Origin of the sequence: Paenibacillus helianthi, from assembly GCF_001909055.1 — a bacterium.
GTDB classification, from domain to species: Bacteria; Bacillota; Bacilli; order Paenibacillales; family Paenibacillaceae; genus Paenibacillus_AQ; species Paenibacillus_AQ helianthi.
Map to the genome: position 1 here is coordinate 1 of NZ_LVWI01000073.1, position 23917 is coordinate 23917.

General features: G+C 46.1%; 25 protein-coding genes and 2 pseudogenes. 21 read left to right on the forward strand and 6 right to left on the reverse strand.

Translation table 11 applies throughout. The annotated features are described in order from the left end of the window. From A3844_RS25870 to A3844_RS25905, 8 genes and pseudogenes are all read left to right on the forward strand, one after another. The coding region (locus A3844_RS25870; protein ID WP_208619460.1) for a transposase at positions 1-278 on the forward strand (278 nt) is incomplete at its 5' end. A gap of 84 nt (positions 279-362) precedes the next feature. Beyond that, a pseudogene (locus A3844_RS25875) lies at positions 363-446 on the forward strand (DUF255 domain-containing protein); the annotation flags it as partial. A gap of 254 nt (positions 447-700) precedes the next feature. Beyond that, complete coding sequence (locus A3844_RS25880; RefSeq protein ID WP_074108923.1) at positions 701-1237, forward strand: hypothetical protein; 537 nt, start codon at positions 701-703, stop codon at positions 1235-1237. A 233-nt stretch (positions 1238-1470) separates the two neighbouring features. Beyond that, entirely contained in the window at positions 1471-2292 is an 822-nt protein-coding gene (locus A3844_RS25885) for an abortive infection family protein (protein ID WP_074108925.1), read from the forward strand. A gap of 229 nt (positions 2293-2521) precedes the next feature. Next, complete coding sequence (locus A3844_RS25890; protein ID WP_074108927.1) at positions 2522-3190, forward strand: hypothetical protein; 669 nt, start codon at positions 2522-2524, stop codon at positions 3188-3190. Positions 3191-3408: 218 nt separating this feature from the next. Continuing rightward, complete coding sequence (locus A3844_RS25895) at positions 3409-5217, forward strand: hypothetical protein (RefSeq protein WP_074108928.1); 1809 nt, start codon at positions 3409-3411, stop codon at positions 5215-5217. 133 nt (positions 5218-5350) lie between these two features. After that, positions 5351-5512 (forward strand): DUF255 domain-containing protein, encoded by a 162-nt coding sequence (locus A3844_RS33810; RefSeq protein WP_074108930.1) that lies wholly within the window; start codon positions 5351-5353, stop codon positions 5510-5512. A gap of 35 nt (positions 5513-5547) precedes the next feature. Further along, positions 5548-7473, forward strand: a complete 1926-nt coding sequence (locus A3844_RS25905; RefSeq protein WP_074108932.1) for a thioredoxin domain-containing protein — start codon at positions 5548-5550, stop codon at positions 7471-7473. A gap of 122 nt (positions 7474-7595) precedes the next feature. Here A3844_RS25905 and A3844_RS25910 read toward each other — a convergent pair whose 3' ends face one another. Further along, entirely contained in the window at positions 7596-8384 is a 789-nt protein-coding gene (locus tag A3844_RS25910) for a PaaX family transcriptional regulator C-terminal domain-containing protein (protein ID WP_074108934.1), read from the reverse strand. Positions 8385-8589: 205 nt separating this feature from the next. Here A3844_RS25910 and A3844_RS25915 point away from each other — a divergent pair, with 205 nt between their 5' ends. Together A3844_RS25915 and A3844_RS25920 are read left to right on the forward strand one after the other, a co-directional pair. After that, positions 8590-9276 (forward strand): metal-dependent hydrolase, encoded by a 687-nt coding sequence (locus tag A3844_RS25915; protein ID WP_074088011.1) that lies wholly within the window; start codon positions 8590-8592, stop codon positions 9274-9276. Positions 9277-9438: 162 nt separating this feature from the next. Further along, positions 9439-10425, forward strand: a complete 987-nt coding sequence (locus A3844_RS25920; RefSeq protein WP_074108936.1) for an aldo/keto reductase — start codon at positions 9439-9441, stop codon at positions 10423-10425. 187 nt (positions 10426-10612) lie between these two features. Here the strand turns inward: A3844_RS25920 and A3844_RS25925 are convergent, their stop codons facing one another. Further along, the gene (locus tag A3844_RS25925) at positions 10613-10828 is read right to left on the reverse strand and encodes a hypothetical protein (protein WP_074088015.1); all 216 of its coding nucleotides are present in this window, start codon (positions 10826-10828) and stop codon (positions 10613-10615) included. Positions 10829-10993: 165 nt separating this feature from the next. On the opposite strand from A3844_RS25925, the gene A3844_RS25930 reads away from it, so the two are divergent. The 7 genes from A3844_RS25930 to A3844_RS25960 all read left to right on the forward strand — a co-directional run bounded on the left by A3844_RS25930 (position 10994) and on the right by A3844_RS25960 (position 17381). Further along, positions 10994-11833, forward strand: a complete 840-nt coding sequence (locus A3844_RS25930; protein ID WP_074088017.1) for a DegV family protein — start codon at positions 10994-10996, stop codon at positions 11831-11833. Between the two features lie 256 nt (positions 11834-12089). Then, the gene (locus A3844_RS25935) at positions 12090-12794 is read left to right on the forward strand and encodes a response regulator transcription factor (RefSeq protein WP_074088018.1); all 705 of its coding nucleotides are present in this window, start codon (positions 12090-12092) and stop codon (positions 12792-12794) included. Beyond that, positions 12772-14190: a sensor histidine kinase gene (locus tag A3844_RS25940; RefSeq protein WP_074088020.1), complete on the forward strand. Its 1419-nt coding sequence runs from the start codon at positions 12772-12774 to the stop codon at positions 14188-14190. Before A3844_RS25935 ends, A3844_RS25940 begins: the two co-directional genes overlap by 23 nt. Positions 14191-14224: 34 nt before the next feature. Further along, positions 14225-15331, forward strand: coding sequence for an AI-2E family transporter (locus A3844_RS25945; protein ID WP_074088021.1), 1107 nt, complete (start codon positions 14225-14227; stop codon positions 15329-15331). A 106-nt stretch (positions 15332-15437) separates the two neighbouring features. After that, entirely contained in the window at positions 15438-15785 is a 348-nt protein-coding gene (locus tag A3844_RS25950) for an Asp23/Gls24 family envelope stress response protein (protein WP_074108938.1), read from the forward strand. Between the two features lie 79 nt (positions 15786-15864). Continuing rightward, a complete protein-coding gene (locus A3844_RS25955) occupies positions 15865-16230 on the forward strand; it encodes a hypothetical protein (RefSeq protein WP_074108940.1) in 366 nt (121 codons plus the stop codon). Positions 16231-16364: 134 nt separating this feature from the next. Then, positions 16365-17381: a S66 family peptidase gene (locus tag A3844_RS25960; protein ID WP_074103904.1), complete on the forward strand. Its 1017-nt coding sequence runs from the start codon at positions 16365-16367 to the stop codon at positions 17379-17381. A gap of 51 nt (positions 17382-17432) precedes the next feature. On the opposite strand, the gene A3844_RS25965 is transcribed toward A3844_RS25960, so the two are convergent. The 4 genes and pseudogenes from A3844_RS25965 to A3844_RS32480 all read right to left on the reverse strand — a co-directional run. Then, positions 17433-17729, reverse strand: coding sequence for a YxcD family protein (locus A3844_RS25965; RefSeq protein ID WP_074108942.1), 297 nt, complete (start codon positions 17727-17729; stop codon positions 17433-17435). Between the two features lie 139 nt (positions 17730-17868). Next, complete coding sequence (locus A3844_RS25970) at positions 17869-18447, reverse strand: beta-class carbonic anhydrase (RefSeq protein WP_074088029.1); 579 nt, start codon at positions 18445-18447, stop codon at positions 17869-17871. 178 nt (positions 18448-18625) lie between these two features. Beyond that, positions 18626-18997 carry an iron-sulfur cluster biosynthesis family protein gene (locus A3844_RS25975; RefSeq protein ID WP_074108943.1) on the reverse strand — a complete coding sequence of 124 codons (372 nt, stop codon included), beginning with the start codon at positions 18995-18997 and terminating at the stop codon, positions 18626-18628. 81 nt (positions 18998-19078) lie between these two features. Then, positions 19079-19318: pseudogene (locus A3844_RS32480) on the reverse strand (cytidine/deoxycytidylate deaminase family protein); the annotation flags it as partial. Positions 19319-19437: 119 nt separating this feature from the next. Here A3844_RS32480 and A3844_RS25985 point away from each other — a divergent pair. The 4 genes from A3844_RS25985 to ffh all read left to right on the forward strand — a co-directional run bounded on the left by A3844_RS25985 (position 19438) and on the right by ffh (position 23608). Further along, positions 19438-20955 carry a carboxypeptidase M32 gene (locus A3844_RS25985; RefSeq protein ID WP_074088032.1) on the forward strand — a complete coding sequence of 506 codons (1518 nt, stop codon included), beginning with the start codon at positions 19438-19440 and terminating at the stop codon, positions 20953-20955. Positions 20956-21048: 93 nt separating this feature from the next. Further along, the gene (trhA, locus tag A3844_RS25990) at positions 21049-21696 is read left to right on the forward strand and encodes a PAQR family membrane homeostasis protein TrhA (RefSeq protein ID WP_074088034.1); all 648 of its coding nucleotides are present in this window, start codon (positions 21049-21051) and stop codon (positions 21694-21696) included. 148 nt (positions 21697-21844) lie between these two features. Next, a complete protein-coding gene (locus A3844_RS25995; RefSeq protein ID WP_074088036.1) occupies positions 21845-22201 on the forward strand; it encodes a putative DNA-binding protein in 357 nt (118 codons plus the stop codon). Between the two features lie 21 nt (positions 22202-22222). After that, the gene (gene ffh / locus A3844_RS26000; RefSeq protein WP_074088038.1) at positions 22223-23608 is read left to right on the forward strand and encodes a signal recognition particle protein; all 1386 of its coding nucleotides are present in this window, start codon (positions 22223-22225) and stop codon (positions 23606-23608) included. The last annotated feature ends 309 nt before the right edge of the window (positions 23609-23917 follow it).

Genomic DNA, 23917 nt, shown 5'->3' on the forward strand with positions numbered 1-23917 from the left:
ATGCTCGTATTCATCATGCGAAATTACTTCAACCCTTTTTGGAAGATTACAAAGCACGTCTTGAATTGGTTTTCTTACCTCCCTATAGTCCGCAACTAAACTTGGTTGAGGGACTTTGGAAATGGCTGAAATCAGATGTCATTAACAACGTGTTTTTCCATACCGTCTCAGAAATCCGCAAAAAAGTGGCTGCGTTTATGCAAAACATTGCTCTCGATACTCAGACAATTATTGATCGTCTTTCCCTTCGTTTGGAAAACGACCGACTTACTGAATAATTCTAGTTCAACTTATATAGTTGTTGAAGGAGATACGACAGATGAGAAAATTTCATTATATACAATTTTTGGATACAAGGCAGAGTTAACTGGTTCCCTTGGTCGGAAGAGGCTTTTGAAGTCGCCAAGCGCGACAACAAGCCTGTCTTCTTATCTATTGGGTATAGCTAGTTGTTGATTCACACGTACTTGTCATTGGTGAGATGTTCGTGTGAATCAATTTTAAGATGCCTTCGCCATTGGAATTGGCGAAGGTTTTTTGTTTTATTATTAGTATTTTTCCATTTCATAGTATAATAAGAACATAGTCTATAGGTCCAAATGAGTTTCGGTTTGTTCGTTTATTAATTGTATTCTGTAGATTGACGAAGTTCGTGAATATTACATTATCCGAAACCACCTAAACAAAGGAGACGAATAATATGATATGGGAGTCATCATACTGGAAAGATGATCTATTAGAACTTACTGAAAAGATAAAAAACGTATACCCCAAAACGCCCTTTTCTGAAGAACTAGCTGTGTCTTTTGAAAAGGATATCATGATTTCTTTTTATATTATTCGAAAACTCGAAGAAGCTGGAAAACTATCATCGGCAACAAAAGGATATCAATTGAATGTGAGAACGCATAAGAACATTAAAAATGTAACAAGATTAAACTGGCATCGAATTGATGAATTATTTGAATTTGAAAGTCCAATAGAGGAAAAAATGGGAGCAGATAAATTATATAATCAAATAATACACAGCTATATATTTCTTATCTCAACTGATGAAACTACAGAAGTAATTGATGGATTTTTCTTTTGTTCCGATAGAATGCGAAATGAAAAATTGTATTATATCGACCTAAATGAAATAGTTGGATTCTTTACAATAGTAGGTAATGATTATCCTTCAACAGGATTTTTTGAATTTGATGAAAAAATACAAGATTATAGATTCTATACATCCTAGTCTGAGTTTTCCAAGAAGAGGTGGCATCGGATAACACCATATTCACGGATTGGGCCATACGGCCCTCGGTCCGGCAGTTGGATTTCGAGGAAGTGGGAGCAGCCGGACAACCCTGCACTGGCTAAGTCCGTCGGACCCGGGGCTGACGTCCCTTTAAGCCAGTAAGGGTTCGTGAATACACCAACGTTAGGTGAAATGCCACAAAACATTAACAAGAATAAGGAGTTCATTTCATGTCGGATCTTTCGAAAATTCAAAAAACCAAAATAGAAAAACTATTCGAAATGGGTAGTGGGTATGTTTTAGGTTTTTCAAATAGGACCTTTGCTCAATTCATTTTAGAGATTGTAGATAAGGATATTTACGAAGAGCGTTATTCAATATTTGGGGATTCGAAAGCAAATAGACTAAGAGCTTTTTGGAAGCTTGAATCTAATTACTTAGTAGCTAAATTGACATTAGAACTTTTAGAACATTGGAAAACTAATAAAAGCCTCTTGGAAATTGATATTGAACCTAAAGAAAATGCTTTATATGAGGAATGCACGAAGTTCTTAGAAGCTCTAAAGAATGATGGAATTTCAGAACATATTGAAAATTTAATGGAACCGGATATCGGTGATAATGATTTTAGTTTATTGGCTAGGACAATTAGAGATAGTATTGAGAAGAATGAACCTGAGGTTGCTTTAGATAGATTGCATACTTATGTAGTGAAATATGTAAGAAGCTTATGTGATAAGCACGGAATCACATACGATAACAATAAACCGCTTCATAGCTTCTATGGTGAGTATGTCAAATATTTAAGAAAGAATAGCTATATTGAGTCTGAAATGACTGAAAGGATATTAAAAAACTCAATCTCTATATTAGATGCATTTAATGATGTAAGGAATAATAGAAGCTTTGCACATGATAATAAGATCCTTAATTATCATGAGAGTATGCTCATTTTCAAGAATATTTCAAGCACGATCTCATTCATTGAATCAATTGAAATAAAAATGCAAAGCTCAAACAAAAAAATAGAAGATTGGGAACTTCCTTTTTAGCAATCCTCCGAAGTGTGGCACATCACCTAATACAGTATTCAAGCTTCGGGTCTGATGGTCCTTGGTCTGCCAAGGGTATTCGGGGGAGTGATTGCAGGCAGACACGCTGTAAGGCTAAGTGGTGGAGCCACCCGGCAGTTGGCGCTGCCTTAAGCCTCTCGGGTTCGTGAGCACAAGAACGTTAACTGAAATATCTGAAATAGATATTAACAAAGAAAGGAAGAAATGATTGAACAACACCTTAGCATTTTTTATGTGGATAGTAGTAATATCTTTAGTTATTTATGTGATTACTGCAATGATACCTAAGAGAACAAAAGAACACTTTCCAATCATAATATTTATACAGAAAGCACTTGGTATTTTAGTTGTACTATCATTGTTAGTTTTCGTGGTTGTTTTTTTACTTTATGTATTTTGTTTCTTACCAATTGCCATTTATAATGGGACAAAAAAAATGCTCTCACTCTTTAATTGGAGTCAAGAGGTTGTGAAATTTGCTTCTCTCACGTTCACTTTGGTTGTAACAGCATACATACCCAAGGTGGGTTATTACTTTTTATTATTCTTAAATTTAACAACAGGTAGAAAACTATCAATCGAAAATCATTATCTTAATTTTGTTAATTTCATAAGGCCAAGATTGTGGCTGTTCTTTGCATCTTTCCTACTGGTACTAATAAATTCTATTGAAACAATTGACAATAAGAATATTATCAACTACAAAGTATGGCTGGATTTTAAACCTTATATTTATCAATCTGTACTTACAGTTATAGCATTTGATAGGTTTCACAAGCTCTTTAATGATGAGAAAATAAAAATTAAGGAAGACATAATAAAAATAATGGTTTTTTTCAAAGAGATTAAAACGAGCTTTAATAAGGATCATGATTGATAATTCGAAGATGCCAGGGTACTTCAGTTAACATTATATTCACGCATCGGGCACACACCCTCGGTTCAGCAGAAGAATTTCGAAGGAAGCAAGAGCAGCCGGACACATTTGAACCCACCGGACGTCATAAATACAAGAACGTTTTTTTGTGAAAATATATTACAATTAAATAAATCTCTTATTTACAGGTCTACTAAGTTTATAAGGTGGTAAATTATATGCACGAAGCTAATCCAGATGATCCAGCAGTAAGATATGCTATTTATAAGGCATACGGAGAAAAATGTTTTTATCTGGATCATCGATCATTAGATAAAAATTTTTATACACTGGATCATATCATTCCAGAAAAATACAAAAAACAACCGGAAGTGTTGGCCCAATACCTAGGAGAACTAGGATACACAAAACCTTTTCATGTTGATAGTTTAGAAAACTTGGTACCAGCTGATCGTTTATTCAATACTAGAGTTAAAAGAGATGATTTATTACCACCTGGTGTTGCTTGGTCATATCTAAAGAGAGCAGAAAGTAAAATCCCCTATATTCTAAAAGAAATAGATAAATTCAAAAAGAAAAAAGATGAAGAAAAGGCATTATTGGAATTGCTTGCACATGCAAATGAGAATAGCAACCGTGAACAATATGCAAAACAGGTGTTTGATTTAATAACTGAAGAAGATTCGTATTTTGAAGTAGGAAAACAGGTAATAAGGTATGGTGAAGATGCATTTATATACAAGAACGCTACTCCAAATGTCCATATTTATTCTTTTATGCCAACACTAAAGCAAATTGATGGCACTTGTTTAATCACATTCAAAAGTTTGAAAATTCGAGATTGCATGATCACATTTAGTCACAATCAGATTATCAATATACTATTTCAAGGATTGCATACGAGTATTTCTTTAGGAATGAGAAGGTTTATAGTTGGAATTCAAAATGAGATGGTATGTCTTCAATTTCCCAATAATCGTTTCTTTCTTTCAATTAATGAGGTTCAACAATTATGCGAAATAATTGATGATTTTGTTTTGGATTATATTAATGCCTTACAAAGACTTGAGGTTATGCTTGGAATAAAAACTTTTGAAAAAGCAAAATACTGGACAAAAGGGTATCGTTTGATGAAAGTCGATCGTACTTTATGGAATACTTTATTACGCTTTAGTAACGAATTTGATTATCAGAATGGTGAAACGGAATGGCATGTCTTTAATAGGAATAACATGTTTATACAAGTTCAAGTTCAAGAGCAACGACTTGAAAAATACATAGGCTTACATTTGCGTCTCGTTGCGGAGCGATGTGATGATAACCTTCTCCATTTTAATCAAGGCAACAGTAAAGTATGGATTGTATGGGATATTGGACATTTTGAAAATGACCCGGATCTTATCCAGCGGAATGGACATTGGGATGCGGTAACTGCTTTTGAATGGCTTGCAGATGAATTTATTCCATATGTCATTACACATTATAATTATAGATTTGTAAAAAGGAACAAGTGGAGCTTAAAGAAGCCTTCGTTTGATGACTACAAGAATTCGCTAAAAAAGGAGCATTTGTTTTATCCAAGTAGCTTGGAGTTAAATAATGATCACATATCTGGGGTTAGTGATCTTATTCAAGTCCTCAAAAGTATGCAATCCTATCTTTCTAATTCAAATTCCTTCTTTTTAATTAACTCAGAGATAGGGCAAATATATAATTCGATAAGTATTTGTTTAAAAAGAATTCCTTTGAAAGATTATAGTTATGAATACATTGCAAGTGAACTTGGATGCCGTCATTTAAAAGAACGTGAAGACATAATTATGTTCATCGATCAATGTGAATATATAGATAAAAAAATGACTAATCGTTCGCTCCAATTATTGTTTGGATGCATTGTAGAGGGTCTAGAACAGGATTTTGGAAAGTACCTAACTCGACTTGATCTGCAAAAAATAGTAAAAGATATAGAACCCGTAAAAGAAAAAATAGATATTCAAATGCTATTCGATAGATGGGTGTCAGAATAACAATCATAAAAGGTAATCCATATACATATGGAGTTACCTTTTTTTCTTCCCTTGCGCCTTCCCCCACCCTTTTGGGTAAACTAACCCTAAGCAATACTTTACCCAAATACAACACGAAACGAGGTGATGCCCCATGACAACTCACAAAGTACCCAATAGATTAGCCAAGGAAAAGTCGCCGTATCTGCTGCAACATGCTCACAACCCGGTGAACTGGTTCCCTTGGTCCGAAGAGGCTTTTGAAGTCGCCAAACGCGACAACAAGCCTGTCTTCTTATCTATTGGGTATTCGTAGTATGGCTTAAGTCAACCTGTCATTGGTGTCACGTAATGGAACGCGAAAGTTTCGAAGACCAGGAAGTAGCGAAGCTTCTTAACGATCACTATATCGCCATCAAGGTAGACCGCGAGGAGCGGCCGGATATTGATGCGCTGTATATGTCGGTGTGTCAGGCGCTGACGGGGAGCGGGGGGTGGCCGCTGACGGTGCTGCTGACGCCGGAGAAGAAGCCGTTTTATGCGGGGACGTATTTTCCGAAGCGGCAGATGTTCGGGCGCATTGGGCTGATGGATGTGCTGGAGCAGATTCACCGCAAATGGGAGCAGGATGGTGAAGCACTGGACAAGCTTGGAGATGATCTGCTCGCGGATCTTCAGTCACTGGACCGCAAGAACTCGCTAAGTGTCAGTGAAGGTAGTGAGGGAATTCCCGGGGAAGAGCTGCTGCACGAAGCCTATGAGCTGTACCGCCGTCAATTCGATGAGGAATATGGCGGGTTCGGCAATGCGCCGAAGTTCCCTTCGCCGCATAATCTGTCGTTTCTGCTGGCTTATAGCCAGACATACACCCAGCCGGATGCGCTGCGTATGGTCGAGAAGACGCTGGAGTCGATGTACCGGGGCGGCATGTACGACCATGTGGGCTTCGGGTTCGCGCGTTATTCCACGGACCGGGAGTGGCTGGTGCCGCATTTTGAGAAAATGCTCTACGATAATGCCCTGCTGGCGATTGCTTACTTGGAGGCTTACCAGATCACGAAGAAACCGCTGTACGCGGAGGTCGCTGAGCAGATCTTTGCGTATGCTAAGCGTGATATGACTTCGCCGGAGGGTGCTTTCTACTCAGCGGAGGATGCCGATTCCGAAGGGGTGGAAGGGAAGTTCTACGTCTTCTCCCGAGAGGAGATTGAAGAAGCACTTGGCCTGGAGGATATGCATTCCTACTGCCATGTGTACGGAATAACCCCTGAGGGGAATTTTGAAGGTGAGAATATTCCGAATCTGCTGGAGGGCTTGCCTGACGTGATGGCGGAGCGCTTGGGTATGAATCCGCTGGGTCTGCGGACAAGGATGGAGGAGTGGCGTGAGAAGCTGTTCGCTTACCGGGAGCAGCGTATCCATCCGTCAAAGGATGACAAGGTACTCACTTCCTGGAACGGGCTGATAATTACGGCGCTGGCGAAGGGTGCGAAGGCGCTGCAAAAGCCCGAGTATGCCCAAGCCGCAATAGCGGCGGCAGACTTTATCTGGGACAAGCTGCGGCGGGAGGACGGCAGGCTGCTGGCCCGCTACCGGGACGGTGAATCTGCGATTCCCGCTTATCTGGATGATTATACGTTTATGATCTGGGGCCTGACTGAACTGTACGAGGCGACGGGTCAATCCGTCTATCTGGAGCGGGCGCTGACCCTGAAGGATGGACTGCTGGAGCTGTTCGTTGATAAGGAGAATGGCGGATTCTTTTTTACGGGGCATGATGGGGAAGAACTGCCGATCCGTTCCAAAGAATGGTATGACGGAGCGATACCTTCGGGAAACTCGGTGGCTGCGAAGCTGCTGTGGAAGCTGTCGGTAATGAGTCAGGATGTAGAACTGAAGATGGTTGCTGAGCATACAGCAGCAGTGATGGCTTCGGCAGCATCTGCTTATCCGCCGGGCTACGCCATGTATTTGCAGGCTCATCTGGCAATAGCATCTGGCGGCAGGGAATGGGTGCTATCCGGCAAGCGGGAAGATGCTGCACTCCACAGCATGTTGGCCCACGTCCAGCAGGCGTATCTGCCGGATGCTGCACTCCTTGTCAACTGGGAGGGGGATACCGAAGGGATTCTCCGTCTGCTGCCGCATCTGGCGGACAAACCGGCCATGAACGGGGAAGCCACGGCTTATGTCTGCCGGAACTTCGCCTGCCGTGCTCCGGTTACGAATATGGAAGCGGTAAGGGAACTTCTGGTCTCCGGCCATAGTGAAGTTTAGCGATAGAAATATGAAGGGCAGCCTGCGGTTTGGGCTGCTTTTTGTGGTTTGTGCTTTCTTCCGGGGCACCACAAAAAAGCCAACCATAGGTCAGCTTCTTCATCTGCCGCAGCTCATACGGCTCACCTGATAAATTGTGCATAAAAGGAATTCTGGGGAATCGCTCCAGCGAGTGTAGCCCCATATTCATTCATTTGTTGAAGAACGCGTTTGCCTGACCAATCGTCCGGCAGCAGTTCATCCGGGAGGTATGGGTCGGTCATGAACATCCCGCTTAGCTCCTCGCCCATCTGCAGATATAACAGGAAAAGCTGTAAAGGCTGCCCGGCCTCAAGCGCCTGATGCATCAAAGGAGCAAACTCCTGTTGCAGCCAGCCTGATTTTTCCTGATATAAGGCATTGACCTTTTCGAGCTGCCAGATGGACTGTGCTTTGAACGGTGTAATCGAACCTTCCAGGAATTGGCCCTGCAGGATAGATACCTTGCCTTCCAGCTCCAGCTTCCGGATCTGTGCAACGACTTCATTACGGTAATTCCATGGGGAAATGTACACACTGTTATACAGAGGTCCATAGCCTAGCTGCAAAAGCGACGAACGAAACAGGTCGCGTTTTTTGCGTTCGGATTCAGGGACTTCGAGCATGACCACATCCCAGGTCTGATCCCACTGCTCCTGATAACGGGCGGGCTTGCTGTTAATCGCCTTGATGTATGCGAGGCCGGCTGCTGTAACTTGATACCAGGAGCGCGACGGGGATGTAATATAACCTTCCTTTTTCAGGCGGGATAAGGCATTGCGGATGTAGGTGGAGGTATACCCCCTTTGTTGGTAGATCTCTACAAACTGCTGGGCGCCCATCTGCTCCACTTTGGATAACAGAAACAGCATGGTTTTTTCAACGGACAGCAACGTTCTTCACACCTCTCTTGACAATAGGCATTGATGGATATATCATAAAGTCATACGAACGACATAAAAATAGATATATTCACGATTTCCGGTTATGACCGGACTTCTGCGTATTTGGTGTCATTGTAACGTAAACTTTAGGGTTTTGCACGGTTTAGTCGATTTGCACCCAATGAATTTCCATTCGAGAAGAGGAGAGATACTTATGAAAATCATTTATCATGGCCATTCCTGTATACAGATTGAGGTGAACGGCAAGTCGCTGATTATCGATCCGTTTCTCAGAGGCAATCCTGCTGCGGTCACCAAACCGGAGGATATTCAGACGGATATGGTGCTGCTGACACATGCTCATGTGGATCATATTCTGGATGCAGCCCCGATTGCACTGCAGAATAATGTGCCGGTTGTGGCGAATGTGGAGCTGGCAGGCTATATGGAAGGGAAGGGCGTCCAGACCATTGGGATGAACATCGGGGGGACGGTTGATTTTGGTTTTGCGAAGGCGACGATGATCCATGCGTTCCACACTTCAAGCATTACACTAGAGGATGGACAGCGCATCTATGGAGGTACACCTGCGGGCTTCATTATTGAGGCGGAAGGACGCACCGTTCTGCATTCGGGAGACACCGGACTTTTCGGAGATTTGAAAATGTTCGGCGAGCTCTATGACATCGATCTGGCGATTCTGCCGATTGGTGGACATTTCACCATGGGACCGGAGCATGCGCTAATCGCCGCCAAATGGCTGGGAGCCAAACACGTGCTGCCGATTCACTACAATACTTTTCCGCCCATCGTGCAGGATGTGGGAGCTTTTGTTCAGGCGCTGGGTAAGGCCGGGATCAAGGGAACACCGCTTGCCTATGGGGAGTCGCTTGAGCTGTAAGAAGGCCGAAGATAGGGTGAAATAGCAGAAGTTTACAGATGAAGGACATCATTTTGGTGATGTTCTTTTTTTGCGTTCATATTTACATCATTAGAGGAACTGAAATTTAAGCATTGGAAGCCCCTATGGTATGATAATTAGAATAAAGGAGGCGGTTTGGAAATGAAGACCAGAATTCTGGGAAGTGGCAAGCTGCAGGTTTCGGCGCTGGGACTGGGCTGCATGGGGATGTCCGACTTTTACAGCGGTCGGGATGAAGCGGAATCCATCCGTACCATCCACCGGGCACTTGATCTGGGTGTGACTTTTTTGGATACGGCAGATATGTATGGAGTCGGGAAGAACGAAGAGCTAGTGGGACAAGCGATTAAGGGGCAACGGAATCATGTGGTGCTCGCCACCAAATTTGGCAATGTGCGGAGTGCAGAAGGGAAAATGCTCGGTGTAAATGGCCGTCCTGAATATGTGAAGTCTGCCTGTGATGCCAGCCTTCGGCGTCTGGGAGTAGATCATATCGATCTGTACTATCAGCACAGGGTAGATCCTTACACACCGATCGAGGAGACTGTAGGCGCGATGGCTGATCTCGTAACGGCGGGAAAAGTCCGCTTCCTCGGTATGTCAGAAGCGGCTCCCGGAACGATCCGCCGTGCCCATGCGGTTCATCCGATCACGGCGCTGCAGACAGAGTACTCGCTATGGAGCCGCGATGTGGAGGATGAGATCCTGCCTGTTTGCCGTGAGCTTGGCATCGGTTTTGTTCCGTACAGCCCGCTGGGCCGGGGATTTCTTACCGGTCAAATTCAAACATTCGAGGATTTGGCGGAAGACGACTATCGCCGTTTTTCTCCGCGTTTTCAAGGGGAGAATTTCGCCAGAAATCTGGATCTGGTGAAGCGTATCCGGGAGATTGCTGCGGCGAAGGAATGCGAGCCTTCCCAGCTGGCGTTGGCCTGGCTGCTTGCACAGGGTGACGACATTATTCCGATTCCCGGTACGAAGCGGTTGAAATATCTGGAGGAGAACATCGGTTCACTGGATGTCAGCCTAGATGATGACGATCTGAAGAGCATTGATGATGCTGCGCCACTAGGAGTGGCAGCCGGAACCCGCTATCCGGAACAGAGCATGAAGAGTGTGAATCTCTAGTACAGAAGACTGGTGATTAGTGATCTGACATTAGATTCAGGGAACAGTTATAAATGTCCATGAGGATACGACAAACAGGCAGTGGCGTAGGAATTACGCTGCTGCCTGTTTTTTGCCACAATATTATACGCTTCACGCCAGAAATGATCCTTATGTGTCTCGCTGGAAATTCAATTCCTTAACTGGTTTATGACTTCTTCTCCGGCTCCTTAGGAGTCGTCCGGGACGGCCGGGTTACCCAGTTGCTGCGGTTCATTGGCTTGACCGTATCAATGCGCGGAATGAAACTCTCCTCAGCCTCTACAGGCTGCATTTGTCCCTCTGTTTCCTCTGACGCTATATTTTTCTTCGATAGACCTCTTCCGTTATGTTTGCCTTTATTCCATACTCTTCCCTTGCTCATGATTACACTCCATTTCTGTAGGCTTATACTTTCACCATATCACATCACGAACCGTTAAGAAAGATCGGATAGCATAAAACAAGATTTTTGACAAGTTATAAAATGTACTATTGATTGCCCATCAGGCTGGCTATAATAATATAGAATTGAAAGGAGAGCACTCTGATGCCCATCAAGATCATTACCGACAGCGGTTCGGATTTACCCCTTGAATATGCAGAGAAATATAATGTGGATATCGTTCATTTGCCCGTTCACTTCGAGCATGATCTCATGCCGGAAGATACCGATACGAAGGCTTTTTATGCCAGAATGCGGGACTCCAAAGAGCTGCCGAAGACGGCCAGTCCCAGTCCGCAGGTCTTCCTGAACAAGTTCAAAGAAGTGGAAGCAGGCACTGACATTATGGTCGTCTGTATGTCATCCAATATAAGCAGCACTTATCAGACCGCATTGATTGCCAAGGAAATGTATGAAGAAGAAGGCCAACCCAATGCGATTGAAATTATAGATTCCAAAACCTTTTCCGGGGGCTTATCCCTCCTTGTCGCCATGACGGCTAAATGGTCACTGACCTGCTCAAGCCTAGAAGAGCTTAAGGCTATGGTTCTGGACAAAGCCGAGGAAGTGACAGCCTACTTTACCCTGGACACCCTGGAGAATGTAATCAAAGGCGGGCGTCTGAACCGGTTATCCGGTGCCGTAGCTTCCGTGCTGAATATTAAGCTGCTGCTGAAGATCAGCGACGAGGGGACTGTCGAGGTGGTTGAGAAGACACGGGGTCTGCCGAAGGCACTAACTCATCTGCTGGCGAAGCTCGAAGACAAACAGCATGATTACGAAAAGGCGGTTATCGCCATTGTACATAGCAATTGCGAAAAACTTGCGCTGGAGATCAAGGAGCGTATTCTTGAGAAGCACCCTTTCAAAGAGATTTTGTTCTCCAGTATGGGACCTGTGATGGGTACATATGCCGGAGAAGGCGGAATCGGCGTGGCTTTTTAACCACCGCTCCGCCCCTCAGCAGTCAGGCCGTACCTGGGATTCGCCCGGTGTACGGCTTTTTTTAAATTTAAGAATTTATATGTTTCACGCTATAACTTATCCTTATATTTACCGCCCTTAGAAGGACGGCCAAACCGTTTCTGCTTGCTTCAGTAAACTTTATCTATTCTTAAGATTTGGTTTAGACAGGATAAAGAATGGCAGGCTATAGTTACAATTAACGCACCTTGCGGAAAAAGATAGAGGGGGATTCACGATGTATACCATTCTGATTGCCGATGATGAATCGGAAATTGTAGAGCTGCTGCAGCTCTATTTGGAGAAGGAATACAACATTCTGCAAGCACAGAACGGAAATGAGGCGCTCAAGCTGATGCAGAGCCATACCGTTGATCTGGCGATTCTCGATATTATGATGCCGGGCATGGACGGGCTGCAGCTGCTGAAGCGAATCCGTGAAAACAATCATTTTCCAGTGCTGTTTCTATCAGCCAAAAGCCAGTATCATGATAAAATCCTGGGGCTTGAGCTGGGGGCGGATGACTATATTTCCAAACCGTTCAATCCCCTGGAAATTGTCGCCCGTGTAGGGTCGATGCTCCGGCGGGTTCACCAGTTCGACGCCCCGGCGGTACAAGAAGCGAAGAAGGAGCAGATCGTGCTCGGACGCCTGCTGCTCGATCGGAGCAGCTGTCAGGTACAGGTGTCAGGAGAGCCGGTTAGCTTGACCTCTACAGAGTACAAAATTCTGGAACTGCTGATGGAGCAGCCGGGCCGGGTCTTCACCCGGAAGAAGATTTACGAAGCCGTCTGGGAAGACTTTTACGTCTATGAAGATAACAGCATCATGGTGCATATCAGCAATATCCGGGACAAAATTGAACGTGATTCCAAGAAGCCGGAATACCTGAAGACGATCAGGGGATTGGGGTACAAAATTGAAGCACCCGTGGAAAAGTAGGGATAACCGTCCGCTGCAGACGTCACTTACGCTGGATTTCCTGCTATTCAATTGTATGCTGCTGATGATTGTACTGATAGTCTACCTGTTCATCCAGAAGGATATCACCCATCTGATTCTGAACAAACAGCTCACGGACCCGAATCTTTCCGTCGAGGCTGGGGATTACCGGGAAGAGCTGGGCGAGGGTATACAGAGCAGGCGGCTGCTGCATAGCGGGGGATGGCTGGAGATCCTTGATTCCGGTAAACAGGTGATCCGTGTCATTGGAGAGAAGCAGGATCAGACCCTCTCCTATGATGAGAATAGTCTCTTTCTGGGATTAGAGAACCGCACAGATCAGCCTTATTACTATTCGATTACCCAACTAGATGGAGAGAGCCACGCAGCCTGGCTGCTGCTCAAAATCCCCCGAAGTGTAATCAAAGTATCCATTAACAACGTTGTACTGGTTTCCTATTTGAATCATTCTGTGTTTTTCTATGTGTTTATGGTCAGCGGATTAATTCTCATGCTGATCTTTGTATACAGCTATTGGGTCACAAGACGCATCAAGAAGCCGCTGCGGGTGCTGAATCTCGGTCTGAAGCAGATGATGGAAGGGCACTACAGCACACGGATTGCGCTTTATGCCGAGACAGAATTCCTCCGGATCGGCGAGAGCTTCAATTACATGGCCGACGTGATTGAGAAGACAACAGATGAGAAGCGGAAGGCTGAGAAAAGCAAGCAGAGGCTGATGGTGGACTTGTCTCATGATCTGAAAACACCGATTACAAGTATCCAGGGCTATGCGCAGGCCTTGATGGAAGGCCGGGGGACTGACCCTGAACGCCAGACGAAGTACTTGAATTATATCTACACCAAATCGGTGCAGGTGACGAAGCTGATCCAGCATATGCTGGAGTTGCTGAAGCTGGACTCTCCGGATTTCATTCTTCATACAGAACGGCTGGAGCTGGGGGATCATCTGCGGGAGATTGTTGCTGATACCTACGGCGAAATTGAGCAAAAAGACTTCCAGCTTCAGCTTCAGGTTCCAGATGAAGAAGTATATGCCCGCTATGATCCGGAGCTGTTCGCAAGTGTTATCAATAATCTGATCTCCAATGCGCTGGCCTACAATCCTGAAGGGACCAGCCTGCGGGTAACCGTCATCCCGGAGGATACTGAGGTTCGTATAGAGATTGCAGATAACGGAATAGGCATCCCCAAAGAGCTCTGGTCAACGATTTTCGATCCGTTTGTACGTGGGGACGAATCCCGGACGGCAAGTGGCGGAACAGGGCTTGGATTATCCATTGCGAAGAAGAACGTAGAGAAGATGGACGGTTCGCTTACGCTTGAGAGCAGAGAGGGAGAACCAACGGTTTTCACCGTCCGTATTCCAAAATAGGACGGCAGGATGAATTCAGGAACGGGAGAGGGTCATGGCCAAATTAAATTTGTTTATCCGCATTTGTATCGCTGTGCTTTTGGTGCTGGGAATTATTTATGTAGGCACCCTAGTGAATTTTATTTTTACACCGGTTTTCTCGTTATTCCGTGTGGTCATCGTGCCTTTAATGCTGGCGGTGTTCTTCTATTATCTGCTGCGGCCGCTGATTGATCTGCTGGAGTCACGGAAGCTGAACCGTACGGCAGCTATTTTGCTGGTCTATTTGATCATAGCCGTGCTGTTCATGTGCTTCAGTGTAGGAGTTTGGCCATCGCTGAAGAATCAGCTGGTGAATCTCGGCAATAACATGCCAAACGTGTTCACGGCCGTGGGCGAACAACTGAAGAAGCTGGAGGAGAGTAAGCTGTTATCTTCGCTGATACCTGCGGATATGAATCCGGCGGGCCAACTGATGGATTATCTGAATAAAGGCTTTTCCCTGATGACGAGTTCTGTATCGGAGTTGTTCTCCTTTGTATCCAATTTTGCCATGGTGCTGTTTACTTTTCCCATTCTTCTGTTCTACATGCTCAAGGAAGGCGGTAAGTTTGGCGCAAAAGTGGTGAGCTTTTTCCCGAAACGCTTTCAGGCAGAAGGCGCTGGGGTGGTTTCCGACATTGACGGGGCGCTCAGCGGATTTATCGTAGGCAGAGTACTGGTGAATCTGGCCCTTGGCGTATTGATGTATATTGGGTTTTTGATTATAGGCCTGCCTTATGCGCTTCTCCTGACACTGCTAGCTGTGTTGATGAACTTTATTCCCTTTATAGGAGCAATTCTGTCAACAGTTCCCATCTTAATTATCGGACTGTTTGAGTCACCTTCAACGGCAGTCTGGTCCATTGTGGTTGTGCTTGTTGCCCAGCAGATTCAGGATAACCTGGTAGCACCCTATATTTTTGGGAAAAGCCTTGATATCCATCCGATTACTACGATTATTCTGGTATTGGCCGGTGGGGATTTTGGCGGTATTATCGGTATACTCCTGATTATTCCGGTCTATATGATGCTCAAAATTATTACAGTGAAGCTGTACCAGATGTTTATCCGGCAGCGCTGGCCGGAAGAGCCGCAGCTGGCTGCGGATTCAGGAGAGTAAGCCTATCTGTACTTGGTAGATATTAGGCGCATGCTTTCGAAGTGAATTTTGTACGAAGCGATTCGGACGATGCTCAAACTAACCATACTTTGAGGAGGAACTTACGATGGATCAAGGTGTTCAAAAAGGGCTTGTTGATATTTCTGATCGGGTGATATCGGCTATTATTAGCTATGTTGTTATGGATACTCCGGGGATCGCAGGAATGTCCGGTAGTTCCGTTACGGGGAATCTGGCCAAACTTCTGGGCAGCAAATTCGGGGCTAAAGGAATGTCCGTGGAAGTGTCAGAGGAGGAGGTTGCCGTTCATCTTCAAATCATAGTGGACTATGGCTGCCGGATTCAAGAGGTATGTAAAAGTCTGCAGTATAATGTCCGCGGGGCTGTGGAGAATATGCTTGGCCTGACGCTGGCTGTTGTCAACATTCGGGTGGAAAAGCTGGCTCTTCCATAAACCTGGTACACAGTATAGGCACCGTGCTCTGGGCAGATGCATAGAATGGAGCAAATCCATTTACGGAGGTTATAAAGCTATGTCATTCTATCAGTCCGGCCAGCCTGCAACGTTGATCTATCAGGCCGATCCGGCCGTTGTCCAGCATCTGCACCGGGTCCGCGATTCCCTGCACCACTCCTGTAAGCCTTATCTTAATCACCAAGTCAATGTACAGATGATTGACGGTCAGATGCATGAAGGAATGATTGCCGGAATGGACTGCAAGCATCTATATCTCATGGTGGGGGGGACCGCAGATATGGAGCGCGGATATTACAATCCATACTACAATCCCTATTACCAGCCTTATCCAGGCCCGGGCTACCCTTACCCTGGACCCGTCAATAACAATGGGATTCTGCCGCTGGTGCTATTCGAGCTGCTGGCCATATCCTTGATCTGACCCTTTCCAAATTCCCAAAGACATGAACGTGATGACCGGCAGCGTGCCGAATCTAAGTTCATGTTTTTTTTGCCCGGAAAACACCGGAGAATGATAGACTAAGTATAAAGCAAGTAAGTTATAGGAGGTTCAAGATGATTACATACCCTGTACTTGAAAAAAGAGCAACCATTGGTGTGACCGCATCCTCGGCAGGGGTTGGCCCAGGATCTGTGGAGCTGTTCGGGGAAGCCTGCAGCCGCATGAAGGAGAGAGGGTTTCAGGTTATTTGCGGCGATACGGTCTATAAGCATGACAAGGCCAAATCCGCATCCGGCAAGGAGCGTGGCACTGAGTTCAATCAGATGATGAGTGATGACAGGATTGACCTGATCATTCCGCCCTGGGGCGGAGAACTGCTGATCGAGATGCTGGAGCATATTGACTTTGGGAAGGTGCGGCACAAATGGGTCCTGGGCTTCTCTGATATTAGCCTGCTGCTGCTAGTGATCACCTTGCGGACAGGGATAGCGACTGCGCATGGACCAAGTTTTGGAGATTTGCGCGGAAAGGTTACAGACCAGACTACAGCGATGTGGCAGACGGTGTTATCCACCGCAAGTGGACAATCGGTCGTCCAGCGCTCTTCGCTGAACTACCATCAGGAGGTGGAGGGAGCGGAACCATCGCCGTCCCTATTTCATTTAAATACCAGAACACAGTGGAAGACGGTCTCAGGTGATGCTGTGTCTCTCAGGGGCCGGCTGCTTGGAGGCTGCATTGATATCATCCGCCATATCATAGGCACACCCTACGGCGATGTGCGTCACTTTCAAGAAGCCTTCATTCATCAGGAACCGGTCATTTGGTATCTGGAGTATTGTGAATTGAACACAGTTGATCTACGCCGCTCTCTGGTGCAGATGAAGCTGGCCGGCTGGTTCGAGAACTGTTCCGGTGTGATGTTCGGCAGAGGCGGCACCAACACACCCATAGACAATTACACGGCAGAGGATGCATATAAAGAATTGGCCGAAGAACTGCAGTTACCCGTTGTTTACGATTTGGATTATGGTCATGTTCCTCCGCAAATGACGCTGATCAATGGAGCATACGCCGAGGTAAATGTTGCCGGTGGCTCAGGGGTAATCACACAATATTTTTATGAATAGCAGTATCTTCAGAAAAAAAGAGACAGCCAAGGTGCTGTCTCTTTTTTGGAACTATACAGTTGACGTATTCACAACCGCCGTGATCTCATCATCCAGTTCCAGTCGGACATCTTCACGGTAGGCACGTATGCCATACTCACTGTGCGTGTAACGGAGGATTGCTTCGATCATATTGGACTCCACCAGGAACGGGCTGCGGCCTTCGATCCACACCTCTGCGGTGTATCCGGTGTCTTCTTCCCGGCTAAGCTCCACCTGGACATCCTGAACCCGAACGCTCTTGCGTTCAGCCATATGCATACAGATGGCATTAATAATCTCATCCATCGTAAGAATGGTTGCCCCCATATTAGTAACGTCCACCCTGTTCCTGAAGTCTGCGCCGTTCCTTTCTGCGCCGGAAGAAGGACATAATCATGATTACGACGAGATAGATGGCCAGCATAAAAAATGCGCGGATCGTATGATCCACGCAAACAGCAGATTATCAGAGAGTTGCCTTGTTCTCCACGTAACCGTCAGACACCAGTTCAAGCGCTCCGGTAGCCGGATCGATGATCATGCCGTGAACAGGTACGTTTGGGGGGAGTAAAGGATGGCGCTTAATCAGCTCCACAGTCTGAATTACCCCTTCTTCCACATTGTCAAACCCGCGCAGCCACTTCGTGAGCTTAATTCCCGAGTTCTCCAGAGTGGATAACACCTGCTCTGATACCCCGCGTTCTTTAATGGAGTTGATCATTTTGTCCGCATTCAGTGAAGCCATCCCGCATTCATAGTGTCCCACGACAATTACTTCATCCGCATCCAGCTCATACAGGGCTACCATAACGCTGCGCATTACGCTGCCAAAAGGCTGGGATATGACGGCACCGGCGTTTTTAATGATTTTGACGTCCCCGTTCTTGAAATTCATAGCCTTGGGGAGAAGCTCTACAAGCCTTGTGTCCATGCAGGTGATGATCAGCATCTTTTTGTCAGGAAAGCGGCTGGTCAGATAGGTTTCATATTCTTTTTGTTCGACGAATTTCTTGTTAAACTCCATAATATCAGTGATTTGGCTCATGACCTGCTGCCTCCTAAAAGTTTTTTTAGCGATACACCCTCCGATTCAGCCCCGAAAAACTGTCTCGAAAGCATACGCCAAGTTTTGTGAGCATCCTGCTCCGAGAATGTTAATTCCTAATATACTCCTTAAACACCCTTTTCGCACATATGTACTTGATAAAAAGGATGTTAACACATTATTTGGTGGTTACGCTGCATAGAGTTCCGGTGGTCTCCAGGGGCATACCGGTGCTCCGCACATCCCGCACAAGAATATTCATGCCATAAATCTGTGAATTGCTGTCCAGCTTGAAGGAAGATATACGCTCGTCTGCATCTAGACGCATACTGTCCTCATAGAAGATTTCCTGCTGGCGGCTGATAACAAAAGGAAGATTGTCCGTCTCTATCGTAGTATCTCCGGCTTCCGCTTGATTCACGACCAGCAGCACATGGATACCGTCGCAACCGCAGCCCTCAGTGTCATAGAAAAGCTTGAATATCCCCGGCTGATCCTTCAGATCTGCTAGCAACTTCCTTTCGGCAAGAGGTGTAATCTGAATGTACATAGGCAGCTAACACTCCTTTGGATGAAGTTTGAGGGTTATTTAAAATTTAAAGATATAATCCTCTGAAGTTGATTATACGGATTATAATGAACCGGCGTCAATATTCCGTGATTTATCTGGACACTTCACTAGAAAAGGAGTGGATCGGTTATCTAAGATACCGAAGCCTTCGAATACATTCAGCCCTTCTGCTTGCTGATCATGTGACATACTATAGACTACTTTCCCTGAATTTGACCATACCATGGCTCCAGTACACATTATGCAAGGCTCACAGCGGGTATGCAAAGTATATTCATTCAGATCAAAAATGTTGTTTTCAGAGCAACAAGAGAATAATCTCGTCTAAGCCATATTCATGCAGGTGCGGTTGATTATAAGGATTTAAAAAAGTATCATCAAGAGGAGCTGGTAAAAATAGAGAAAGCGGGTGTTCAATCATGGAACAACTGGTCCAGGAAGAGTGGGAGAAATTCAGCGGGCTATTATCCAAAATTAGCGGGTACACAGAAGCGATTGGCTTACTGCATTGGGATTTGCGCACAGGCGCCCCACGCAAAGGTGTGGAGATTCGTTCCAATACCATCGGGTTGATCAGCGGAGAGATCTTCAGACTGCAGACTTCTCCGGAAATGGGCGAGTTCACAAAATATTTCAGCCGCCCGGAAGTCATGACCCAATTAAGCGACATCCAGAACAAGATCGTTAAAGATTGCCGCAAGGAGTATGAGCGCAGCCAGAGTATACCTTCCAAAAGCTATGAGGAGTACTCCATGCTCACCGCCCATGCCCAGACGATTTGGGAGGAAGCCAAGGAAACTGATGATTTTGATTCCTTCGAACCGTACCTAAGCAAAATTGTTGCGTTCACACAGGAGTTTATCGACCACTGGGGTGTGAAGGACACCCGCTATGATACTCTGCTCGACATGTACGAGCCCGATCTGACGGTTGAGAAGCTGGATGATATCTTCGGACGTCTGCGCAGCCGCCTCGTTCCCCTTGTCGAGGCTATAACCGCATCCAAGAATAAGCCCGATACAGAGTTCCTGGCCCAGATATTCCCTAAGGAGCAGCAAGAGAAGTTCGGGTTATTCATTCTAGAGCAAATGGGCTTCGACTTTGAAGCTGGTAGATTGGATGAAAGTGTGCATCCGTTCGCTACCGGGCTAAACCCGGGGGATGTGCGCATCACGACAAACTACTTGCTGGACAATGTCTTAAGCGCTGTATTCAGCTCACTGCATGAAGGTGGACATGCTCTATATGAACAGAATATCAGCAAGGATCTTGTAGGCACACCTCTGGCTCAAGGGGCATCCATGGGTATTCATGAATCCCAGTCCAGACTATGGGAAAATATGATTGGCCGCAGCCGTTCATTCTGGCAACGCTACTACGGAGATCTTCAGCAGCATTTCCCTGAGCAGCTGGCCAACGTCGAAGTGGAAGACTTTTACCGTGCAATCAACAGTGTAGCGAATTCCTTCATCCGCATTGAAGCCGATGAATTGACGTACAACCTGCATATCATTGTCCGCTATGAGATTGAAAAGCTTATTTATAATGAAGGACTGGAAGTGAAGGATCTGCCTGGGGTATGGAATGCCAAGTATCAGGAATACCTGGGGATTACCCCTCCGAGCAATGCCCTGGGAGTGCTGCAGGATGTTCACTGGTCCGGCGGGGACTTCGGTTATTTTGCCTCATATTCACTGGGAAATATGTATGCCGCACAAATTTTGAATACACTTCGTAAGGAATTGCCGGAGCTTGAAGATCTGATAGCCGCCGGCAACCTGTTGCCGATCAAGGAATGGCTAACAAACAAAATCTACCGTTTTGGTCAGAGCCTGACTCCATCACAAATCATTGAACAGGTGACAGGTGAGCCGCTGAACCCTGATTATCTGGCCGATTATTTAGAAGCTAAATATACGGAGCTGTATAAACTATAATCAACTTATAGACCCAGGGTCTGCAGCAAAGTGGAAGGACTTCGCAGAAGGGAATATAATAGAAGGAAAGCGCAGAATGGAAGGAATAGTGGAATGGCAAATACACACACATACAGTCGCAAGGAAGAGGTCGCAAATGCAGTAACGCATGGGATTGGAGCGGTATTGAGCATAGTAGCTCTTGTGCTGCTGGTCGTCTTCGCTGTACAGAACGGCACAGCCTGGCATGTGGTCAGCTTCTCCATTTACGGTGCCACGATGCTGCTGCTGTATATTAATTCAACACTGGTGCATAGTCTTAGAGAAGGGAAGGCCAAGGACTTCTTTGAATTTCTGGACCATTCCTCCATCTACTTGTTTATTGCCGGTACATACACACCCTTTATGCTGGTGGCGATCCGGGGGACACTAGGTTGGACCTTGTTTGGGATTGCCTGGGGTGTAGCTGTGTTCGGCGTTTTCTTCAAAGCCTTTTTCGTTAAGAAATTTCTGTTCATGTCCACCATTTTTTACATCGCCATGGGCTGGATGATTGTGATTGCCTGGAATCCGCTCTCAGCGGTGATGGCAGATGGGGGCATGGCCTGGCTGCTGGTCGGCGGGCTGCTGTATACACTGGGAACGGTTTTTTATGTGTGGCGGGGATTCCCCTACCATCATGCAATTTGGCATTTGTTTGTTCTCGGAGGCACCATAGTCCACTTTTTTGTTGTGCTTCTTTACGTGCTGCCAATTCACTGATGGGTGCGCTCCGCCATGGGGAAATACACTTTTAGAACAAAGAACGAGATGACAAGCAAAAAGGCTTGACATCTTTCTTTGTTTTAGGTATCATAAGGGACGTTGTGAAGCTGTAAAGTGTTTTTCCTTGACGAAGGGAGTGCCCTTAATGAGTCAGGAGAATAGGCTCGAGAAAACCAACCGGATTAACTTGTTGTTTGCTTTTTATGAACGCCTGCTTACGGATAAGCAGCAAACGTTTCTTAAATATTATTTTCACGATGACTTCTCCCTGGGAGAAATCGCCGCTGAATTTGAAATTAGCCGCCAAGCCGTATATGAGCACATTAAGCGTGCGGAGCAGGTTCTGGAGAATTACGAAGAAAAGCTGGGATTGCTTACGAAGCATGAGAGCCGCAACAAATACTTAGAAGAACTGCGCAGACTGCCGGAGAATGGGATGCTGCCTGAGCAATATACACTGCGGTTCACGGAGCTCGTGGATCGTTTGCAGAGGTTAGAGTAGCATGAAGGGAGAAAGCTGCATATGGCGTTTGAAGGTTTAACCGGAAGATTGCAGAATGTGTTCAGCAAGCTGCGTGGCAAAGGTAAAGTATCCGAAGAAGACGTAAATGAAGCCATGCGCGAAGTACGGCTGGCCCTTCTGGAAGCCGACGTTAACTTCAAGGTAGTCAAGGACTTTGTGTCCAAGGTGAAGGAGAAGTCCGTTGGCAAGGAAGTAATGGACAGCTTTACTCCCGGCATGGTAATTATTGATATCGTCAACAAGGAACTGACCGAGCTGATGGGCGGAAGCCAGGCAAAGCTGGCTAAGTCGAACAAGCCGCCGACCGTGATCATGATGGCTGGTTTACAAGGGGCAGGGAAGACGACCACTTCAGGCAAGCTGGCTAAGCTGCTGCAGAAGGGGAATCACCGCCCGCTGTTGGTAGCTGCCGATATTTACCGCCCGGCTGCGATCAAGCAGTTGCAGGTGCTGGGTGAACAGATCAAGGCTCCTGTATTTACGCTGGGTGATCAGACGAGTCCGGTGGAAATTGCCAGACAAGCTGTTCAGCATGCGAAGGATAACAACTTGGATTACGTGATTATCGATACTGCAGGCCGACTGCATATTGATGAAGAGCTTATGGAAGAGCTGAAGCAGATTCATAACGTTGTAAGTCCTGACGAAGTGCTGCTCGTTGTAGACGCAATGACTGGTCAGGATGCCGTTAACGTTGCCGACAGCTTCAATAAGCAGCTCGAACTTACCGGGGTTGTACTGACGAAGCTTGATGGCGACAGCCGCGGTGGTGCCGCACTGTCTGTCAAGGCGGTCACTGGCTGCCCGATCAAATTCGCTGCACTAGGTGAGAAGATTGATGCGCTGGAGCCTTTCCATCCTGAGCGGATGGCATCCCGTATTCTCGGAATGGGTGACATGCTGTCGCTGATCGAGAAGGCACAGGCCAACATCGATACCGAAAAAGCCAAGGAAATGGAACGTAAGATGCGCAATGCAGAATTTACGTTCGATGACTTCCTGGAGCAAATGGACCAAGTCAAGAAGCTTGGCCCTATCGACCAGATTCTCGACATGCTTCCTGGCATGAACAAAGCCAAGGGCATGAAGGACCTCAAGGTCGACGACAAGCAGATGGGCCGCGTCGAAGCTATTGTTCATTCCATGACCAAAGCCGAGAAGGCTCAGCCTGAGATCATCAACCACAACCGCCGCAAACGCATTGCCACCGGCAGTGGAACCAATGTGGCTGAGGTTAACCGTCTCATCAAGCAGTTCGATGAAATGCGCAAAATGATGAAGCAGTTCTCCGGCATGATGGGCGGCGGAGGCAAGGGTGGCAAGAAAAACGCCATGAAGCAGCTCAAAGGACTTGGCGGTAAAGGAATGAAGTTCCCTTTCCGTTGATCACATCTTTTGATCTCAGTCCTTTGATCTTCATATAGATCAGACATTGTACAACATCAGATGATCAAGGGTTTTGATCTTATTCTTTTGACCCTGATCTTAGTCTTTTGATCTTAAATGTTAAATCTTTACCCGTTGCTAGGTACCGCTGCAGTTAAGCGTGTCCCGCAGGGACGGCAAGCGTTCCTACTCCAACATTCCAAGGTAGAGCCAGTCTGAATGCCCACGCCAGTTGCACTTAGCCGGGTGTCCAGAGGGCGGAGCCCTTGGGGCCCTCCCTTGGCTAAGGGAGGGTTTGGGAGGGATCGA

Bases quoted from the DNA above. Each gene is read 5' to 3' on its own strand.
- A3844_RS25895 (WP_074108928.1), top strand. From the start codon at position 3,409: ATGCACGAAGCTAATCCAGATGATCCAGCAGTAAGATATGCTATTTAT.
- A3844_RS25885 (WP_074108925.1), top strand. From the start codon at position 1,471: ATGTCGGATCTTTCGAAAATTCAAAAAACCAAAATAGAAAAACTATTC.
- A3844_RS25985 (WP_074088032.1), top strand. From the start codon at position 19,438: ATGGAACAACTGGTCCAGGAAGAGTGGGAGAAATTCAGCGGGCTATTA.
- A3844_RS33810 (WP_074108930.1), top strand. From the start codon at position 5,351: ATGACAACTCACAAAGTACCCAATAGATTAGCCAAGGAAAAGTCGCCG.
- A3844_RS25960 (WP_074103904.1), top strand. From the start codon at position 16,365: ATGATTACATACCCTGTACTTGAAAAAAGAGCAACCATTGGTGTGACC.
- trhA (WP_074088034.1), top strand. From the start codon at position 21,049: ATGGCAAATACACACACATACAGTCGCAAGGAAGAGGTCGCAAATGCA.
- A3844_RS25935 (WP_074088018.1), top strand. From the start codon at position 12,090: ATGTATACCATTCTGATTGCCGATGATGAATCGGAAATTGTAGAGCTG.
- A3844_RS25905 (WP_074108932.1), top strand. From the start codon at position 5,548: ATGGAACGCGAAAGTTTCGAAGACCAGGAAGTAGCGAAGCTTCTTAAC.
- A3844_RS25950 (WP_074108938.1), top strand. From the start codon at position 15,438: ATGGATCAAGGTGTTCAAAAAGGGCTTGTTGATATTTCTGATCGGGTG.
- A3844_RS25915 (WP_074088011.1), top strand. From the start codon at position 8,590: ATGAAAATCATTTATCATGGCCATTCCTGTATACAGATTGAGGTGAAC.
- ffh (WP_074088038.1), top strand. From the start codon at position 22,223: ATGGCGTTTGAAGGTTTAACCGGAAGATTGCAGAATGTGTTCAGCAAG.
- A3844_RS25975 (WP_074108943.1), bottom strand. From the start codon at position 18,997: ATGTACATTCAGATTACACCTCTTGCCGAAAGGAAGTTGCTAGCAGAT.
- A3844_RS25945 (WP_074088021.1), top strand. From the start codon at position 14,225: ATGGCCAAATTAAATTTGTTTATCCGCATTTGTATCGCTGTGCTTTTG.
- A3844_RS25930 (WP_074088017.1), top strand. From the start codon at position 10,994: ATGCCCATCAAGATCATTACCGACAGCGGTTCGGATTTACCCCTTGAA.
- A3844_RS25965 (WP_074108942.1), bottom strand. From the start codon at position 17,729: ATGGGGGCAACCATTCTTACGATGGATGAGATTATTAATGCCATCTGT.
- A3844_RS25925 (WP_074088015.1), bottom strand. From the start codon at position 10,828: ATGAGCAAGGGAAGAGTATGGAATAAAGGCAAACATAACGGAAGAGGT.
- A3844_RS25995 (WP_074088036.1), top strand. From the start codon at position 21,845: ATGAGTCAGGAGAATAGGCTCGAGAAAACCAACCGGATTAACTTGTTG.
- A3844_RS25880 (WP_074108923.1), top strand. From the start codon at position 701: ATGATATGGGAGTCATCATACTGGAAAGATGATCTATTAGAACTTACT.
- A3844_RS25955 (WP_074108940.1), top strand. From the start codon at position 15,865: ATGTCATTCTATCAGTCCGGCCAGCCTGCAACGTTGATCTATCAGGCC.
- A3844_RS25970 (WP_074088029.1), bottom strand. From the start codon at position 18,447: ATGAGCCAAATCACTGATATTATGGAGTTTAACAAGAAATTCGTCGAA.
- A3844_RS25920 (WP_074108936.1), top strand. From the start codon at position 9,439: ATGAAGACCAGAATTCTGGGAAGTGGCAAGCTGCAGGTTTCGGCGCTG.